The sequence below is a fragment of the Planctobacterium sp. R6 genome, assembly GCF_055755215.1.
Genome location: NZ_JBVTQY010000004.1, coordinates 74,425 through 92,561, shown reverse-complemented (window position 1 = coordinate 92,561; position 18,137 = coordinate 74,425). Strand labels below are relative to the sequence as shown.

The following is an 18,137-nucleotide window of genomic DNA, read 5'->3' as shown; positions in this document are numbered from 1 at the left end:
TGCATCAGCGCGGGAATGTTACTGTAATCCTGGCACCCTGAAATTCTGATGTGCCCATGGCTAACTGGCCCTCGTAGGCTGACACCAGGTCAGAAACGATGGCCATACCAATGCCCTGACCGGATTCGTAACTATCCAGGCGTTTGCCCCGTTCTAACAACAGGTGTTGTTTGTCTTCGGGGATACCCGGACCGTCATCACTGACAGATAGCTCAAGGTACTTATCCGTTTGCCGGACTTCTATCAGTACCCTTTGTTTCGCGGCTTTACAGGCGTTATCCATCAGGTTCCCCAGCAATTCCATCAGATCCGTGGCATCACCGCAAAACTCAGTATTGGGGGCGATGTCGTGCTCGATAAGAATGAATTTATCTGCGTATACTTTTTCCATAGCAATAGTGAGTTTTTCAATCACAGTGTTCACTGGGGTGCTCTGGTTCCAACGGCTACCGGCACCGGCGACAGCGCGTTTTAATTGGCGTTGAATGATCTGATCGATTTGGGTGACCGGCTCTCTGCCTTCGTCCGGCAAATTCCGAAGTCCGGACAACACGGCCAGCGGGGTTTTCAGACTGTGGGCCAAATCACCTAAACTGTTTTTATAGCGCTCTCTTTGATTTTCCTCGGTGCTGAGTAAATGGTTCAGATTGTTTTTTAAGGTTTCCAGTTCCGGAGGATATTGGTGGGTGATGCGGGTGTGGCTGCCTTTTTTGATACTGGCGATTTCATTAACCAGTTTATTGATAGGCCGCAACGCGGTATTCAGGGTGAAGAGCAATAACAGAAGCAAGAGTGCAGCAATAATGCCCAACCAGTTTAACAAGGTCGATTCAAAGCGTGCGATTTCTTCATCGTAGGTGGCCTTATCCATAAACACATGAAAAGCTACCGGGGAAAGCCCCAGGTCAGTTTCAAACTCGGCAGTGTAGCTGTAGCGAAAGTAGGTTATTTTGTTTTCGTCATCGGGTATCACCACAAACTGCGATTTTCCGGGTAACGGAAAGGTTTGGATTTTGGGCCAGCGCCAATTTATCGCCGACATGGATTTCCACACCAGGTTATCGTAGTTGTGGATGATCGCGTAGATACCGGAGTCGGGCAGGTTAAATTCGCCATGGATCATTAACTCAGGCATATACACTTCTTTGCCTTCGATTTCGAACTCAGAAATCAGGGTTAAACTCAATAATCGCAGGCGTTCAAAGGTGGCTTGGTGAATACTGGCAGAGTAGGCCTGTTGCAAGGCGTAGTTCATCAGTGGGATAAAAAACAGCAGCGCTATAAGCGCTGCTGTGAAAGTACGTACCTTTAACGAGATGGGTTTCATAGTTGGCGATTAATGCGATATCCCCGGCCGCGCAGTGTTTCGATGGGCTTGTAACTATTGTCCGGATCCAGTTTTTTCCGTAAACGACCCACAAACACTTCGATAACATTACTGTCTAAATCAAAATCCTGGTCGTAAATGTGCTCTGTTAGCTCTGTTTTTGAGATGATCTTTTTCGGGTTCATCATCAGGTATTCTATGACTTTATACTCGTAAGCCGTCAGATCTAAAGACTCACCACCAACCAGGACCTCCTGAGTGACAGTGTCCAGGGTAATTGGGCCAATTTCCACTTTCGGACTGGATTGCCCAGACGAACGTCTTATCAGGGCGTTAACTCTGGCCAGTAGTTCCTCTTCCTGGAAGGGTTTAGTCAGGTAGTCATCGGCGCCAGCATCCAGGCCTTCTACCTTTTCCTGCCAGCGATCCCGGGCTGTAAGAATCAGTACCGGGCAACTGATTTGCTTTTGACGAATGCGTTTTAACAGCTCAAAACCATCGATTTCTGGTAAGCCTACGTCAACAATGGCAGCGTCGTAGGGGTATTCTTCAAATAAAAATTGCGCTTTTTTGCCGTCGTCAGCCAAATCAACACTGTATCCTTGCTTTTGCATCAGTTGGTCTAACTGAGTCAGTAGTCGGGCGTCGTCCTCAACAATTAATATTCTCATGTGCTACGTCCTTCTTGTCCTTCTTCGGCGCGTCTGTTGATTTCAATAAAAATGACGCGGCCCGAGCTTTGCAATATTTTAACCCGGTATTTATCACCGTACTTTTCTACTTTCAGCACCCGTCCAGATACCTGGCGCTGCGCCAATTTAGCCGCTTCCGCTTTGCTGCCGGCAGATTCAGACGCCATGCTCTGAAAGCCGAAAAACAACATTGTGAAAAGCGTTATATACCTCAAAAACTGCATTAATTTGTCCGAAAAATTCAGGTTACCTGGTGAATTAAACTCGCCACCGGGCGCGTTAACTTATGTGATTCACCTGTTTGGCAACCTCTAGTGTAACTGCTTATTTTCTTTTGTACATGGTCGGAGATAAGTTCACCTCCAGTCGAATCCGATTGCCAGGATGTTGTCGGGTAAAGGTGGTAAAACGCTCCCCCTTATAGCGGTAGGTTACCTCATACCCTTTCAGTTTTTTACTGTAGCGAGAATGATGCACATTGTCGTAACAACGCTCGTCGTACTCCCTGACATGAGAATCATGGCTGTTGACGTAGTAATAGTCGTCTGAATACCCGTCATTGTAATGGCGAACATGCGGATCGCTATCCCGACCCACTTCGTGCCCAATGACGCCACCAACCAGGGCACCGGCAACCGTAGCAATACCTCTGTTTTTACTGTTTTTACCCAATGTGTTGCCTACCACACCACCCAGTACCGCGCCGGTGATAGTGGAAGCATCAGAGCGATGACCCTGGTAGTGGTGTTGGGTTCTTCGGTATTTCTTACGGCATTGATAGTGAGAATGTGAATGGTATCCATCACCACCGTGATAAACGGGCGTAACCTTAATCACTCGCCCATAATCATAATAACGGCTGTGGTGGCCTGCGAACGCTGTTGTACTGATGATTAACAGCAGTGATGTTAAAGCTGGCAATATGCGTTTCATAGTGACTCTCCTCAGTATATGGACCCAAATTACCGCAAGATTTTATGTCTGAGTGATCGCTGCGCCTTTTGCCAAAAACGCATAAAACAATACTCGACTACCAGCATGGTCAGCTCACTGTTGTTTGCCTGAACGCGTTATATTGCGCCGAATTCGAGCATCTTTAAGTACTCTGGGTATGTTTATACTGTAGGTCAGTGTTGCTGAATAACTGCTGAACTTTTATTAAACCATCAGGCACCACGCAAAAAACTCGCAGGCGCAGATAACTGCGTCTACAGAGACTTGAGATAATTCGGTATTGTGTGTCGGAGCCCGGTTCAGGCTTTGCTCATGGGGTTTTCACAATGGGCGTAAACGGTGTGTTTCTTGTTGTAGGTATAAACGTGTACTGACAGCGGAATATCCTTAATTTGCTGCCACATAGCGTGTTTGCTGGACGAAGGGCAGAGTGACATCTGCAGGTATTTTTCTTGATCACTGCGACTCATATTGAGTTTATCCGGGATTTGGATGTAGGCGTTGATTGTTCCGTTAACCGCCTGTGCACCCTGATAATACCAGTTACCACCCAATATTGTGGTTCGAAAAGCGGCATTGACGCTTCTGAGCATGGGCTCGGTTACGGTTCCTTCAGAATCAAAGCTGATTTGTGTTGCGGCATTACTTTGCATACAGCCTGACAGCGTCAAACTGGCGGCAACTGTCAATATGGTGAAAACCCATTTCAGTGTTTTGTTAGTGGAAGCCGTTACTATGGTCATTTTACTGCTCTGAAGTCTTTCATAGTGCTTTTCTATCGGCCATTAGGGAAAACTCTGAAGCGAATATTTATATTAACGAGAAATATCCAGGCGGTTATTTCGTGTTATTTGTTATATGCTTTGAGGGATAATTTCTGGAGAAAGTGGGTCTTAAACACTATGTTGTTTACATAGAAATTTTTAAACAGATTGGTATGCAAAGGGTTTTTCGGTTTTTCAGTTTTATGTGTCTGGCCTTTATAAAGGTATTTGCCAGTGTTTTTTACCGGGGCAGGCCGGTTTGGTTAAGTGCCGAAAAAGAGGAGGCGATGCAGCAGGTGAAACTACTGGTGTTTTTAAATCACACCAGTTTGTTTGAACCGCTTTTCATACGTTTTGCCCCCTGGTCGTGGTTGTGGACTTTGTCGCATAAGTTGGTAGTGCCCGGAGCGGATATTACCCTGCAACGACCAATGACCGGACGAATTTTAAAAGCACTGATGCCCGGATGTGTGCCAATTACCCGAAAAAATGATCATTCATGGCTGTATTTTTTGAGTCAGGTCAATGACCAAAAAGTCACAGCAATCCTGCCCGAGGGCAGGATGAAGCGGCGCAATGGTCTGGATAAGTTTGGTAAACCCATGAGTGTCCGGGGTGGGGTGGCCGATATTTTAGAATGTCTGGATGAGGGGAAAATTCTGTTTGTTTACTCCGGTGGTTTGCATCACATTCAGGCCCCGGGCGACAAATGGCCCAATCTGTTTAAAACGTTAAAAGCCAACATGGAGTTGGTTAATATCAGAGATTACAAACAGCAGTTGTTAAACTCCGCAGATAATTTTATTGAACGACAAAAGGCATTCAAGGTGCGTGTTATTGAGGACATGAATCGTCGGCTGACAGAGTGCGTACCCGGCAACTGAGCTTAGGTGAATGATTGCCTGTAATGTTAACCGAAGAACCGGATTGGTTTTGGGTTAACTGTCCGAAACTTACCTGTTTACAGCAAGATATAGTGAGAAAGAGCTATCAACTTTACTGTCGGCCAGGACCTTGTAACGACTGTATTGTCGTGTCACCAGGGGGAGTGTTTTCAAGTTGGGGAAGGTTTATTTTCTGGTAACCCAAAAAACAAAAAAGCACTTCAAAGGTGAAGTGCTTTAGAATCTTCTTTCGCAGTGAAAATTAAGCGTTGTTTAAAACCGCTGCTTTTCTTTTCATCAGGTTGTTCACCTGGCGCATAGAGTTAAGATGCATATAAATCGAAGGCAACATGCCTTTTTTACGCAACTCAAGGAAGTCTTCATCGGACATGTTGTTGAGTTTTTCTTCATCTACCATAGCAACACCGTCAACAGACATGCGCTTTTCACCAATGTTAACGGAGATATTACGGGTTACCAGCATCTCTTTTTCAGCCAGCTCTTTAGCAAATAAAGTGGTGATGTGTTCCTGCTCTAAATACTTAGCCATTGCTTCTTTTTGCTTTTTCAGAAACTCAGTCTCTTCACCATCTTCAGTGAATAATGCCTGACCTTCTGTCTCAGAAACCTGGGTGTGCTCAACATCAATAGCAATGCCATATTGTGTATCATCATCAGGATTTCTCAACAGACCGAAGGGGGCGTGAGTGTATCTGGCAGGCATATAGGACGCGTCCCACTTGTCTTCTTTAACAAACAGGTTTTCGCCGCGTTCGATGCCCATCAGCGCAACGACCTGGTAACGTTGATTGTTTGGGTTTTGTACGAAGCAAATTGGAAATTCAACTGCGGCACTAGCAAATTCAGCAATGACCAAAGGTAACAGGTTTTGCTCTTTCAGGTCACTGACATCTGTATTAGGTTTAACGCGCAGGTTTTGATGTAGTTTATTGTTTAGTTGTTCTATCTTGGCCATTGCCACTCCAACTCATTGAACTTTAAAAAATCAGGAGCACATACTAAACGGTTCAGTGTATTAGGCAACCTATTAAGCGATAAAAACACAGATTTTACGCGATTTGTGGCGATAAAATCACCGTCCGGGATCAGGCTGAGGCGTCCAGTGATATTGGGGCGTTGGTTGAATCTGGCGCGGCTGGCTGAAACTGATCTCTGCCGTTTGATTTGGCTTTGTAGAGATTTTCATCAGCTTTGGCGATTGCGTTTTCGATATCGCTTTTATTGTGGGTAATTTCGCTGATCCCCATGCTGACCGTAATTTCAAAAATCGCGCCTTCATGTTCGATAGCGGTTGATTTTATTTTGTCCCGAATCTTGTTGGCCACGATTTGCGCCTGCAAGCTGGTGGTTTGGGGCAATACAAACAGAAATTCTTCGCCCCCCCACCGTGCCACGATATCCTGTTTGCGCAACGTTTCCTGAAACAATTTAGACAATAACACCAGGGTCTTGTCACCGGCATCGTGCCCGTAATTATCATTCACCAGTTTAAAGTGGTCGACATCACACAAAATAATCGCAAGTGGGGTACTGTTGCGTTCCACCCGTCGTAATTCATAGTGGAGTTTATCCATAGCATCCCGTCGGTTTGACAGTTGCGTCAATGGGTCCAGTTTTGCCATCTGCTCATATTTGTTGCTCATTTCCTGCATAAAATCAAAGGACTGTTGCCGGGAATGTTCGTAAAACGCCGACAAAAAGGTAATGGTGAGAAACGAATAAAGTAGTCGTGTTTTAAATTCAATACTATATGACGTCGCCAGTAATTGCTCATTGGGGAAAAACATAATGACACTGATAATTACGACGAACAGAGAAATGGAAAATAACCCCTTTTTTAATCCACCAAAAAACAGCGCAACCGGTGAAACCATAAATATCCACAGTGGCCCGGTATTGTCTTTTCCACCTGAATAAACGAGGTAAATCATCAACGCAAACAAACTGTATAAAATGACGTTTGATGCCAGCCGAAAGTTGCCGGTGAACTTTTGATAAAGGTGCGCTAACAAATAAACACTGCTGGCGAGCAGCAACACAACAGCTAACAGCCATTGCTGGTTAAGAAACGCCGACACCGACATTATTGCGGTGATACTTAACCCTACTAATCCGAACAGATTAACAGTGAAAATCTTGCGGTTTGATTCGAAGTCGTACCTATCTTGCATACCTGTGTGCAGGTATCGAGATAGAAGTTGTTTGATCATTTTAATCAATGCTTACCGGAGCGGAAATTTATTCACATTGTTGCAGTATAGTAATTATTGGTTTGGGTGTCTTGGCGCTGACTGTATTTTTTGACCAAAGTATAAGTTCAGATCAGCACTTAATTGTTGCAATAATTGATATTGCTGGCTGACTGCATGGGAAAATCCATCGGTTGCCAGCGTTTCAGTGTAATTAAAGTGTTGTTTGGTGTGTGCTTTACCATCCACAAAAAACAACCAGGTTCCCTGTAATACGGCTTTGCCGGAGTCTGTGGGGTAAAACTGTTGAATGTTAATGTCCAACTGATAATGGGGTTGAGCCGGCGCATTTTTATAGTGTTCCACCATATACCAGGGGGCATCATGAGGGCTAATTTCATTCACCAACGCAGCCTTTATACTCTTCAATGGTATCTGGGCCCAGAGGTGTAATTGGGCAAAATGCAGCTGATGTTGTCCTGTTTGTACCACCATTTTATTTTGCTTCAGATAATCCGGTACTTTTACAGTTAATAGTACAGAGTGTTTGCTGCTTAAATCGCTGGTCTTGGCCGGGAGGTTGTGCGCATTGTCCGGACCCAGCTGATAGTAGTTAAAATTGCCTGGCTGAGTTGCACAGGCATTGATCATGATTAACAGAATTACTATGAAGAGTTGTTTCATGGCTGGGTTAATTCCTCTTAGCTCTGGGTAAGGTGTCGGGTTGGCCGGTTTCTATGGGAAATACCAGGCTGCTGGGGGTTTCGTTAAGACGCTGTAATACCGGCTTTAATTCCAACATCAGTGCCTGGAATTCCAGCAGGAGTTCATTAATTCCGGCATTGGTTTGAGAGTGACCCGAATAGGTATTTGCCAGCACCTCCAGGGCGTGCAGAGCATCGTTTAATTGGGAAATCAGCGCTTGTTCCTGAGTTTGTTGTAGTAGCTGATTTATCTCTTGTCCCGATTGTTCAAACGTCTTAGCTGTAGTATGAAGTTGCTGCAGGGTTTGATTGAGATTTTGTGCCAGACTTTCAAAAGGCAATTCGTTGACCTTGTTCAGAATTGAAGAAATTTTTTGAGTAAGCTGGGCAAATTCATTCGAGATGGTTGGAATAACCGGCAAACCGGATGATTCAGTGATTTCGATTGTTTCGAGGTTTTCATAGTTTTGCAAATCTACGTATTGCCCACCGGTAATGATATTCCCTGTCTCCAGGGTGGCCCGGAGTCCTTTTTGAATCCATAGGGTGATTTGTTCGTTAACCCATTGCACGCCTTCGGGGGAATCTTCGAAGGACGCCATTCCCGGAAATATGGCAATAATGATAGGGATTTTGTAACCTTCTTCCAGCAGTCCTGGTTTTTGTTCGGTGACAACGTTGATTTGCTCCACCTCACCGATGGGGAGCCCCCGGTATTCAACTGGCGCACCGACTTTCAGCCCTCTTACAGAATCTTCTATCATTAATGCAAATCGCGCTTTGTGTTTGTAGCGGCGGGCATTGGCATCTGTCTGACTGGCATGAATGTCAAAATAAGCCCGTTGCTGGATGGTGTCACCCTGAGACAAGCCTTCAGGGATACCAAAGGTGACGCCGTTGGTTAGTAAGGTTTCTACTGTACCTGTGTGAATCATCAGCCCTTCGGCGCCCAGCTCTAATCTGACCCCACTGGTATCCCAAAATCGGGTGTTGGAAGTGATGAGTTGATTGTAGGGGGCCTCTATAAAGGCATTGTAATAGACAACACGCTCCTCCAGATTGAAATAAATATCTTCTATCTGCCCCACCTGCAGACCTTTGTAGATAATGGGATCGCCTTCTTTATAGGCAAATTCATCATCACTGTTTAGGGTTACATGAAGCCCGGGCGTGCCTGCTGGTGTCACCGGAGGATCTTCAAGGCCTTCAAAGGTAAATTGCTCTTTGCCCGACATACCTGGCGTTAGCTCTATAAATGGCCCCGATAATATGGTGCTCAATCCGGATACGCCGGACAATGTTATTCGCGGCGTAACTATCCAAAGATTGGTATCTTCCCTTAACAGGTGCGTTTCATCCTGATTGATTCGGGCGGTAACCACTACGCCGGGGCTGTTTTTTCGCAACTGGATGGCTGTTACGGTACCAATATCGACATGCCGGGTTTTTATTCTGGTTTTACCAGGCTCAAGCCCTTCAGCGGAGCTAAAGTAAATGGTGATCTCTTGTCCGCGGTTGCTGATCTGATAATAAACCAGCCAGGCCCCGATAAATATTGCGACAATAGGCAATAACCATAATTTGGAAATATTGTGCAGCTCTTCAGCGTGGGCTTCGTGAATGACTTCTTGTTTGTTGTTGTCTGTCATCGTGAGTCTGTTTTCCATAGTAACTTAGAGTCAAAACTGTGTGCTGCGAACATAGTCACTATGACAACACCTGAAAAGGCGAGAGCCGCAGGACCGGGATAAATGGACATGGTACCTCCTAACTGGACCAGGCTAACCAGAATTGCCACCACAAAAACGTCCACCATAGACCATTTGCCAATTAACTCTGTCAGTCTGTACCAACTCATCTTCTGCTCAGGTTTTGTGATGATGCCGTGCTGCACCGTCGCATTTAGCCAGCATAATATAAGTAACTTGGCCACCGGCACGACTACACTGGCGGTGAAAATGATAATTGCAACCGGGTAAGAGCCTGACTCCCACAACAAATAAACGCCTCCCAGGATCGTAGATAATTCTGATTGTCCTAAAAATTGTGTTTTCATTATCGGCCACAGGTTGGCCGGAATGTACAACAGGCAGGCAACTATGAGCAGGCCCCAGGTTTGATTGATGCTTTTCTGACGGCTTTTGTGGCGGGGTTTTATCAAAGCCTGAGTGATAGCGCGAAACTCATGTTCATCGAGATGAACCACCGTAAGGGTGCTGAAGCCCACAAAAGCACAAAACGTGAAAAAGGAAGGACCAAAAGAGACATCCGCCAATGATATTATTTTTACCAGACTGACCAATACGCTGATCAAGAATATTTCTGCCATGCTCCAGGGGAGTAGCTGAAACACCATGTGAGTCAGGCGGCGATGATAGGGTTGTCGTTTATTGAGCAGCACAGACATCGACAAATAAAACACCGTGCCCAGCACAATGGCCGGAATAAACAAAATAAAAAATGACTCAATGATGGCCAAAATCAAATATTGATTGCTGACCAACACAGCTAAACCGGACGGAATAGAAATGGATTGTGTTTTCCCGGCCGCGGAAAATGAAATGAATTCAAAAGGGAGGCTAAGCAACAGAAACAGCATTGAGGTCAGGGAGAACAGAGCGACTTTCTGCACCGCATTAGTACGTTTAGCGGTCAACAAATAGCGGCACTGAGGACAGATAACCCTGTGCTTTGGCGGCAGCATTTCAATGCGAACATTGGCTGCACATTCGTGACAATGAATAGTGTGAGCTTGGTTGTCCATTGCGCCGGATGATTGAAGCTTTATCCTGAGTGTGCATTAAATCTCCCGTGCCTGCAAACTGCAAATATCTGACCTGCAACAAAAAAGCCGACACAGGGTCGGCTTTTTCACACTGATATTACACGGTTAGGGGACAGTTACAATCTTGCAGCCATTGGTGGCTCCGACCGTTTCCATCGCATCGCCATAGGTCATGATGAATTGATCACCTGACTCCACCAGACCTTTCTCCAGCAGGCAGGCAATTACATCATTCTTCAATTCACCCGGTGCACTGTGACTGGAATCAAAATACACAGGCTTGACACCCCGGAATAACGCCATTTCATTGAGTGAGTGCTCGTGACGTGATAACCCGTAAATTGGCAGATAGCTGGTAATACGTGACATCAATTTGGCAGTATTACCACTTTCTGTCAGTGCCACGATGGCTTTAATACTCTTCAGGTGATTGGCAGCATACACTGCGGACAACGCCGTGGTTTCGCTGATGGTGGTAAACTCTTCAGTAACACGATGCTTGGAGATTTTAACGCTGGGATGGGTTTCTGCACCTTCACAGACGCGAGCCATGGCCTGAACGGTTTCAATTGGATAATCGCCCGCTGCTGTTTCTGCAGACAGCATTACCGCATCTGTGCCGTCCAATACCGCATTCGCAACATCCATGACTTCTGCCCGTGTTGGCATAGGGCTGGTGATCATTGACTCCATCATTTGCGTCGCGGTGATCACCACTTTGTTTAGCTGACGCGAACGGGAGATCAGCTTTTTCTGTACACCGACTAATTCGGCATCGCCAATTTCAACCCCTAAATCGCCGCGTGCCACCATAACTGCGTCACTGGCCGCAATTATGTCATCCATTGCCTCGTCGGTTGCAACGGCCTCGGCGCGCTCAACCTTGGAGCAAATTTTAGCGTGACAGCCTGCTGCCACTGCCAGTTCTCTGGCGTAATTCAAATCGGCACCTGAACGCGGAAAAGACACGGCCAGATAATCAACATTCATCTTCGCGGCGGTTTTGATGTCTTCCTTATCTTTTTCGGTTAACGCGTCAGCCGATAATCCTCCGCCCTGGCGATTAATCCCTTTATTGTTGGATAGTTTGCCGCCAACCGTTACTTCAGTGCGTACTTTAGCGCCTTCAACAGCGGTGACTTTTAGCTGAATTCTGCCGTCATCCAGTAGCAAAATATCACCGGGACCAACATCGTTAGGTAACTCTTTGTAATCAATACCAACTTCTGTTTGTGTACCGGTTTCCCGATCTAATTCAGCATCCAGTGTAAAGGCATCACCAACGGCTAATTGAATCGGCCCGTCTTTGAATTTTGCCACGCGAATTTTGGGACCTTGCAGATCTCCCAGGATTGCCACGTATTTTCCTAAGCGTTTCGCGGCATTTCTGACTTTCTGAGCGCGCTTGATGTGATCTTCCGCTGTGCCGTGAGAGAAGTTCATCCGGACAACATTTGCGCCCGCGGCAATAACCGCTTCAATACGTTCGTCAGTATCGGTGGCGGGACCGAGAGTAGCCACAATTTTGGTTCGTCTTAACATCTTTTTCTGCTCGCTTAGGTGGATATGAAGAGGGTCAGGCGCCTAAAAAAAGCACCTGAGTATCCAGTTTTGTAATTTTATTACAAAATACTAGTCTAAAATGAAGGGTTTGTGAAACTCATCTGAAATAAATTGAGATTTTTCCGCAAGTCATCGGATGAGTTGTCACGCGAAATGCTGACTTATTCAGCTATCGCTTGTCATAACGCGAGTCGCGCAATGAGTCTTTGACCCGTTTCAGATTTTCTCTGAATTTTGAGCCGCGACGCAGGGTAAAGCCCGTGGCCAGAATATCAATAAGCGTTAACTGCGCAATACGCGATGCCATTGGCATGTACATATCAGTATCTTCCGGGACTTCCAGAGACAACACCAGGCTGCACTCATTGGCCAGTGGGCTATTGACTGCGGTAACGCCCACAACCGTGGCGTCATTGGCTTTGGCCAACTGCGCCAGTTCAACCAGGCTTTTGGTGCGACCAGTGTGAGAGATAAGAACAACCACATCACCTTCACTGCAGTTCATGCAGCTCATGCGTTGCATTAAAATATCTTCAAAATAAATAACCGGGACATTAAAACGGAAGAATTTGTTAAGTGCATCGTGGGCAACAGACGCAGAGGCGCCCAAACCAAAAAACGAGATTTTCTTGGCCTGGGTCAACAGATCAACAACGCGATTGATTGCCTGTATATCGACAGACTGGCGGGCAACTTCCAACGCTGCCATCGTAGATTCGAAAATCTTTTTGGAATATTCTTCGGGAGTGTCATGTTCTTCCACATGCCGGTTGACATACGGCGTGCCGTTCGCCAGGCTTTGTGCCAGGTGCAGCTTAAAGTCCGGATAGCCCTTGGTATCTAACCTGCGACAAAAGCGGTTCACCGTGGGTTCGCTCACGTCTGACATCTTGGCCAGCGTAGCAATACTGGAGTGGATCGCGGTTTGTGGATTAGCCAGGATGATTTCAGCTACCTTGCGTTCAGACTTGCTGAAAGCCCCTTTTTGTTGAGCAATCTTTTCTAGAATATTCATGCGCTCTCGAAATAATTAATTATACTTGTTGTTTACTGCGTTTTTCGGCTGTAATTCTTTGACATGAAAATGTCACATAATTACAAACTAAGGCTGACATTAAATGAACGCTTCGTCAAAATTATATGCATTTAGTTGTAAATTTACTACAAATATAGTTTACTGTCGCCATGTGGCTGGGGTAAACGTGTTAAAATATAGTAAAATTACAGCACGTATCTGTACCTAACTGATTTTACTACAAAAGGTTAATTCTATGGCGCCTAATAAAGTAATTGAGCCTTGTGATTTTGTATTGTTTGGAACCAAAGGTGATTTGGCTCGTCGAAAATTACTGCCTTCCTTATATGAGCTTGAAAAGGCCAATTTGATTCACGAGCACACCAAGATCATCGGTGTGGCTCGCTACGAAGTTTCCCAAGACGAATATGTTGAACTGGTAAAAGCCAATATTGAAAAATTTACCGGTAATACCCTTTGCAATGATACCTGGAAAAGATTTAGTGCAAAATTAGAGTATGTACAAATCGACATGCAGGACTACGAAAGCTATTCCCTGTTGCAGGGCTGTATCGATGCTTCCCGCACTATGGTCTGTTACCTGGCTACGCCGCCTTCAATTTACGGTGATATCTGTAAAGGCATGAATGCCGCAGGTCTTATTGATCCCAGTGTCAGAGTGGTGCTGGAAAAACCCATTGGTCATGACCTGGAAACCTCCAAGGTGATCAACAATCAGGTGGCTGAGTTCTTTAAAGAAAGTCAGATCTATCGCATCGACCATTACCTGGGCAAAGAAACTGTACTGAACCTGATGGCACTGCGTTTTGCCAATTCGATTTTTGCAACCAACTGGGATCACAATTGTGTTGATCACGTACAGATCACGGTGGCTGAATCGGTGGGTATTGAAGGACGCTGGGGCTATTTCGACGATGCAGGACAAATGCGGGACATGGTACAAAACCATCTTCTGCAGATTCTGACGTTGATCGCAATGGAGCCGCCCGCCAGTCTTGACGCCAACAGCGTACGGGATGAAAAGCTAAAAGTCTTAAAGTCTTTGCGTCCGATTAATGCCTCTAATATTCGCGAAAACACAGTGCGCGGCCAGTACACCAGCGGCTTTGTCCGTGGCGAAGAAGTCCCTGGTTATCTGGAAGAAGAGGGCGCTAACACCGAAAGCGAAACAGAGTCCTTTGTGGCCTTAAAAGTCGAACTGGACAACTGGCGCTGGGCAGGCGTTCCTTTTTATCTGCGTACCGGTAAACGCATGCCGCGCAAAGTCAGTGAAATTGTGATCTACTTTAAGCCTCAGCCTCACAACTTGTTTAAAGACAGTTTTAATCAACTGCCGCCAAACAAGCTGACAATTCGTCTGCAACCCGATGAAGGGGTTGAAATCACCGTAATGAACAAAGTGCCTGGCTTAACCAGTTCAGGCTCGATGAATCTGCAAAAGTCTAAACTCAACCTGAGCTTCTCTGAAGCGTTTGATACCAAGCGCATTCCTGACGCTTACGAAAAGCTGTTGCTGGAAGTCTTACTGGGTGACCAGTCACTGTTTGTGCGCCGGGACGAAGTGGAAGAAGCCTGGAAATGGGTAGACAGCATTCTGGAAGCCTGGAATAAGAGCAACGAAAAACCAGAGCCTTACCAGGCCGGAACATGGGGACCGGTGGCGTCTATCGCGTTGTTGGCGCGTGAGGACCGCGCCTGGTACGAGAGCAAGATAACCAAGAAGTAGATCGGTTGGTGACGAGGGGTATATGAAACAAACACTTTACAGAAACGCTGAAGAATTAACGGCCCATTTTGCCGGTAAAATCACCGCAATTTTAGATGATGCGATTCAGCGTAAGGGGCAAGCGAGCATACTGGTTTCCGGTGGCCGCACGCCATTACCTTTGTTCAAAGCGTTGTCACAATCGGACATTGACTGGTCTAAAGTAGTGATCAGTCTGGCGGATGAGCGTTGGGTTGCTGCGGAGGATGATGCCAGCAACGAAAAACTGGTCAGAGCCAATCTATTGCAGGACAAGGCTGCATCAGCCACCTTTATCAGTATGAAAACTGCCCATGAAGATGCTGCCGACGCCGTTGTTGAACTGGAATCGCGCTATGCAGCAATGAGTTGGCCGGTAGACGTTCTTATCCTGGGAATGGGGGAGGATGGTCATACTGCGTCATTATTCCCTTGTTCTGAGCAAATTCAGGAAGGGCTTAAAACCGAAGCGAAATTGCTGGCGGTGCAACCCACTACAGCACCACATCAACGCATGTCTTTTTCACTCAGCGCTCTATTGCAGAGTGAAAATATCTTTTTACACCTGACTGGCGAGAGCAAAAAAGCTGTAATTGAGCAGGCTCTGGCTGGTGATAATGCACTAGAAATGCCCATTCGAGCGGTAATTCAAAATTCCGACATCGAATTAGTATGGGCTCCATAGGAGGAATTCATGAATACCCTTATTCAGGAAGTAACTCAGAGAATCGAAGAGCGTAGCAAAAAAACGCGCGCTGCTTATTTGAAGAAAATTTCTGATGCCAGAGAGCAAGGCCCTCACCGTGGCGTGTTGTCCTGTGGTAACCTGGCGCATGGTTTTGCGGCCTGTAGCAAAGAAGAAAAAGCCGACTTAACCAGCATGTTGAAGGCCAACATCGCTATTGTATCTTCATACAATGACATGTTGTCTGCCCATCAGCCGTATGAAGAATACCCTCAAAGAATTAAAGAAGCCGTGCGCAAAGTGGGCAGTGTTGCTCAGTTTGCTGGTGGCGTACCGGCCATGTGCGATGGGGTAACCCAGGGGACGCCGGGCATGGATTTGAGTTTGATGAGCCGTGACGTCATTGCTCAGGCAACCGCCATTTCGCTTTCGCACAACATGTTCGACGGCGCATTAATGCTGGGTATATGTGACAAAATTGTCCCGGGATTGCTTATCGGTTCATTGGCATTTGGGCACTTACCCACGGTATTTGTGCCTGCCGGACCTATGCCTTCTGGTTTACCAAATAAAGAAAAAGCGCGAATTCGCCAGTTGTTTGCCGAGGGTAAAGTAGGGCGCGATGAACTGTTAAAAGCCGAATCTGAGTCCTATCATTCTGCGGGAACCTGTACCTTTTACGGCACGGCCAATAGCAATCAGTTGGTGGTGGAAATGATGGGCTTGCACTTACCGGGTTCTTCGTTTGTTAATCCGGGTACTGAGTTACGCGATGCCCTGACCGAAGCTGCAGCAGTGCAGGTAACCCGACTCACCGATCTGGGGGATAACTACCTGCCGATCGGCGAGATTGTTGACGCCAAATCTATTGTTAATGGTCTGGTGGGCCTGTTGTCAACGGGCGGTTCAACAAACCACACCATGCACCTGGTGGCGGTAGCAAGAGCGGCGGGTTATATCATTAACTGGGATGACTTCTCTGATATTTCCAATGCGGTGCCATTATTGACTCGCATTTATCCCAACGGTTCTGCCGATATCAACCACTTTACTGCTGCCGGTGGTATGTCGTTGTTGTTTAAAGAATTATTAGACGCCGGTTTACTGCATAATGATGTTAAGACTATCTGTGGTAACAGTTTAGACAAGTATCGAATGGAACCCAGAATCCTGGATGGTGAACTGACCTGGGTGGAAGGTCCGACACAGTCCATGGACAAAGAGGTTGTTGCTTCGGTGGCTGTGCCCTTTAAGCCTGATGGTGGTTTAACGGTACTTAACGGTAACCTGGGCCGTGCAGTCATTAAAAACTCGGCCATGAGAGCCGGTTCTGAACATATCAAAGCACCCGCTGTGGTGTTTGAAGATCAGTTTGAATTAGATGCCGCCTTTAAAGCCGGTGAACTGAATAAAGATTGTGTGGTTGTGGTGAGATTCCAGGGACCAAAGGCGATTGGTATGCCGGAATTACACCGTCTGACACCACCGCTGGGCGTGTTGCAAGACAAGGGCTTCCGCGTTGCTCTGGTCACCGATGGTCGTATGTCGGGTGCGTCCGGAAAAGTACCGGCCGCCATTCACGTGACACCGGAAGCCTGGGACGGAGGTTTAATCGCCAAAGTGCAAAATGACGATGTGGTTGAACTTAATATTGATACCGGTGAGTTAACCTTACATGTCTCAGAAGACGAGTTGGCTCAGCGTGAGGCCAAAACAGCCGACATTGCACATCACCAGATTGGTATGGGGCGCGAGCTGTTCGGCGGTATGAGAACCCACATGAGTAAGGCTGAAGAAGGTGCCTGTTCCTTGTTTATTGAGCAGGAGCAGGGGGAATGACTGCGAGTTTTGTAGCCGATGTCGGCGGCACTAATATCCGTCTGGCTCAGAGCCAAAACGGTAAGCTGACATCCATCAAAAAATACCTGTGTAACGACTACGAAACGATTGCCGACGTGATAAAAGCGTACATGGCTGAGTTTCCGGGGCAGAAATTCGTTGCCGGTTGTATTGGTATCGCCTGTCCGGTTAACAGTGATTTGATCATCATGACTAATCACACCTGGCGCTTTTCCGTTAAGGAGTTGCAGCAGCAACTGGAATTAGACTGGTTGCATGTGATCAATGATTACACGGCTGTAGCGATGTCTTTACCGGTGTTGGACGCTAGCCAAAAAGTTCAGATTGGTCCGGGTGAAGTTAAAGCCAGAGAAAATATTGCGGTATTTGGGCCAGGTACTGGACTGGGTGTTGGTCACCTGGTGCCGGTTTCCGAAGGTTGGCAGTGCCTTGATGGTGAAGGTGGTCACGTAGACCTGCCAATCTATAACAAAGACGATTTGGTGGTTTGGGAATTTCTGCGGGACAAATACGGTTATGCCTCTGCAGAGGAAGCCTTATCAGGGCGAGGACTGGTGCAAATTTATGAAGCCATTGCCCTGAATCGCAAACTGGCGGTTCGTTTTACAGAACCAAAAGAAATCACCGCAAATGCACTGGATGGCAGTTGCAATGTGTGTTTGTCTGCATTGAACCGTTTTTGTGAACTCATGGGGACATTTGCCGGTAATCTGGCATTAAATGTTGCTGCGCATGGCGGAGTTTACATTGCCGGTGGCATTGCACAACGATTTGTGGATTTTCTTAAATCCAGTGATTTTAGAACACGTTTTGAAGCCAAAGGTCGGTTTCAGCAATACGTGGCAGATATTCCAACCTTTGTTATCACAGAGCCTGACCACGGTTTGATCGGCACTGCTGCATATCTGGAACAGAATTTTAAGGGTTAA

Annotated in this window: 17 protein-coding genes; 5 read left to right on the top strand and 12 right to left on the bottom strand. The window is 46.5% G+C overall.

The window, feature by feature from the left end; genetic code table 11:
* Window positions 1-4: 4 nt before the first annotated feature.
* From AC0J20_RS04295 to AC0J20_RS04275, 5 genes are all read right to left on the bottom strand, one after another.
* Window positions 5-1,327: an ATP-binding protein gene (locus tag AC0J20_RS04295; RefSeq protein WP_473020745.1), complete on the bottom strand. Its 1,323-nt coding sequence runs from the start codon at window positions 1,325-1,327 to the stop codon at window positions 5-7.
* Window positions 1,324-1,998, bottom strand: a complete 675-nt coding sequence (locus AC0J20_RS04290; protein WP_229530511.1) for a response regulator transcription factor — start codon at window positions 1,996-1,998, stop codon at window positions 1,324-1,326. Before AC0J20_RS04290 ends, AC0J20_RS04295 begins: the two co-directional genes overlap by 4 nt.
* Entirely contained in the window at window positions 1,995-2,186 is a 192-nt protein-coding gene (locus AC0J20_RS04285; protein ID WP_229530512.1) for a PepSY domain-containing protein, read from the bottom strand. Before AC0J20_RS04285 ends, AC0J20_RS04290 begins: the two co-directional genes overlap by 4 nt.
* 157 nt (window positions 2,187-2,343) lie before the next feature.
* Complete coding sequence (locus tag AC0J20_RS04280) at window positions 2,344-2,952, bottom strand: glycine zipper 2TM domain-containing protein (protein ID WP_473020744.1); 609 nt, start codon at window positions 2,950-2,952, stop codon at window positions 2,344-2,346.
* Window positions 2,953-3,272: 320 nt separating this feature from the next.
* Window positions 3,273-3,716: a hypothetical protein gene (locus AC0J20_RS04275; RefSeq protein ID WP_473020743.1), complete on the bottom strand. Its 444-nt coding sequence runs from the start codon at window positions 3,714-3,716 to the stop codon at window positions 3,273-3,275.
* A gap of 194 nt (window positions 3,717-3,910) precedes the next feature.
* Here AC0J20_RS04275 and AC0J20_RS04270 point away from each other — a divergent pair, with 194 nt between their 5' ends.
* Window positions 3,911-4,621, top strand: a complete 711-nt coding sequence (locus AC0J20_RS04270) for a 1-acyl-sn-glycerol-3-phosphate acyltransferase (RefSeq protein ID WP_229530515.1) — start codon at window positions 3,911-3,913, stop codon at window positions 4,619-4,621.
* 262 nt (window positions 4,622-4,883) lie between these two features.
* Here the strand turns inward: AC0J20_RS04270 and AC0J20_RS04265 are convergent, their stop codons facing one another.
* The 7 genes from AC0J20_RS04265 to AC0J20_RS04235 form a co-directional block, all read right to left on the bottom strand.
* On the bottom strand, window positions 4,884-5,597 hold the full coding sequence (locus AC0J20_RS04265) for a SapC family protein (RefSeq protein ID WP_229530516.1): 714 nt from the start codon (window positions 5,595-5,597) through the stop codon (window positions 4,884-4,886).
* A gap of 130 nt (window positions 5,598-5,727) precedes the next feature.
* On the bottom strand, window positions 5,728-6,852 hold the full coding sequence (locus tag AC0J20_RS04260) for a GGDEF domain-containing protein (RefSeq protein ID WP_229530517.1): 1,125 nt from the start codon (window positions 6,850-6,852) through the stop codon (window positions 5,728-5,730).
* 54 nt (window positions 6,853-6,906) lie between these two features.
* Window positions 6,907-7,515, bottom strand: a complete 609-nt coding sequence (locus tag AC0J20_RS04255; RefSeq protein WP_473020742.1) for a PqiC family protein — start codon at window positions 7,513-7,515, stop codon at window positions 6,907-6,909.
* Between the two features lie 7 nt (window positions 7,516-7,522).
* The gene (gene pqiB, locus AC0J20_RS04250) at window positions 7,523-9,184 is read right to left on the bottom strand and encodes an intermembrane transport protein PqiB (RefSeq protein WP_473020741.1); all 1,662 of its coding nucleotides are present in this window, start codon (window positions 9,182-9,184) and stop codon (window positions 7,523-7,525) included.
* Window positions 9,181-10,299: a paraquat-inducible protein A gene (locus tag AC0J20_RS04245; protein ID WP_473020740.1), complete on the bottom strand. Its 1,119-nt coding sequence runs from the start codon at window positions 10,297-10,299 to the stop codon at window positions 9,181-9,183. Before AC0J20_RS04245 ends, pqiB begins: the two co-directional genes overlap by 4 nt.
* 126 nt (window positions 10,300-10,425) lie before the next feature.
* Entirely contained in the window at window positions 10,426-11,862 is a 1,437-nt protein-coding gene (gene pyk, locus AC0J20_RS04240; protein WP_473020739.1) for a pyruvate kinase, read from the bottom strand.
* Window positions 11,863-12,052: 190 nt separating this feature from the next.
* Entirely contained in the window at window positions 12,053-12,898 is an 846-nt protein-coding gene (locus AC0J20_RS04235) for a MurR/RpiR family transcriptional regulator (RefSeq protein WP_229530522.1), read from the bottom strand.
* A gap of 256 nt (window positions 12,899-13,154) precedes the next feature.
* Between AC0J20_RS04235 and zwf the strand changes: the two genes are divergently transcribed.
* From zwf to AC0J20_RS04215, 4 genes are read left to right on the top strand one after another with little or no spacing between them, the layout of a single operon-like run.
* Complete coding sequence (zwf, locus tag AC0J20_RS04230; RefSeq protein WP_229530523.1) at window positions 13,155-14,645, top strand: glucose-6-phosphate dehydrogenase; 1,491 nt, start codon at window positions 13,155-13,157, stop codon at window positions 14,643-14,645.
* Window positions 14,646-14,667: 22 nt separating this feature from the next.
* Complete coding sequence (gene pgl / locus AC0J20_RS04225) at window positions 14,668-15,348, top strand: 6-phosphogluconolactonase (protein ID WP_229530524.1); 681 nt, start codon at window positions 14,668-14,670, stop codon at window positions 15,346-15,348.
* 9 nt (window positions 15,349-15,357) lie between these two features.
* Window positions 15,358-17,187 (top strand): phosphogluconate dehydratase, encoded by a 1,830-nt coding sequence (gene edd / locus AC0J20_RS04220; protein ID WP_473020738.1) that lies wholly within the window; start codon window positions 15,358-15,360, stop codon window positions 17,185-17,187.
* A complete protein-coding gene (locus AC0J20_RS04215) occupies window positions 17,184-18,137 on the top strand; it encodes a glucokinase (protein ID WP_229530526.1) in 954 nt (317 codons plus the stop codon). The genes edd and AC0J20_RS04215 overlap by 4 nt, the downstream gene beginning before the upstream one ends.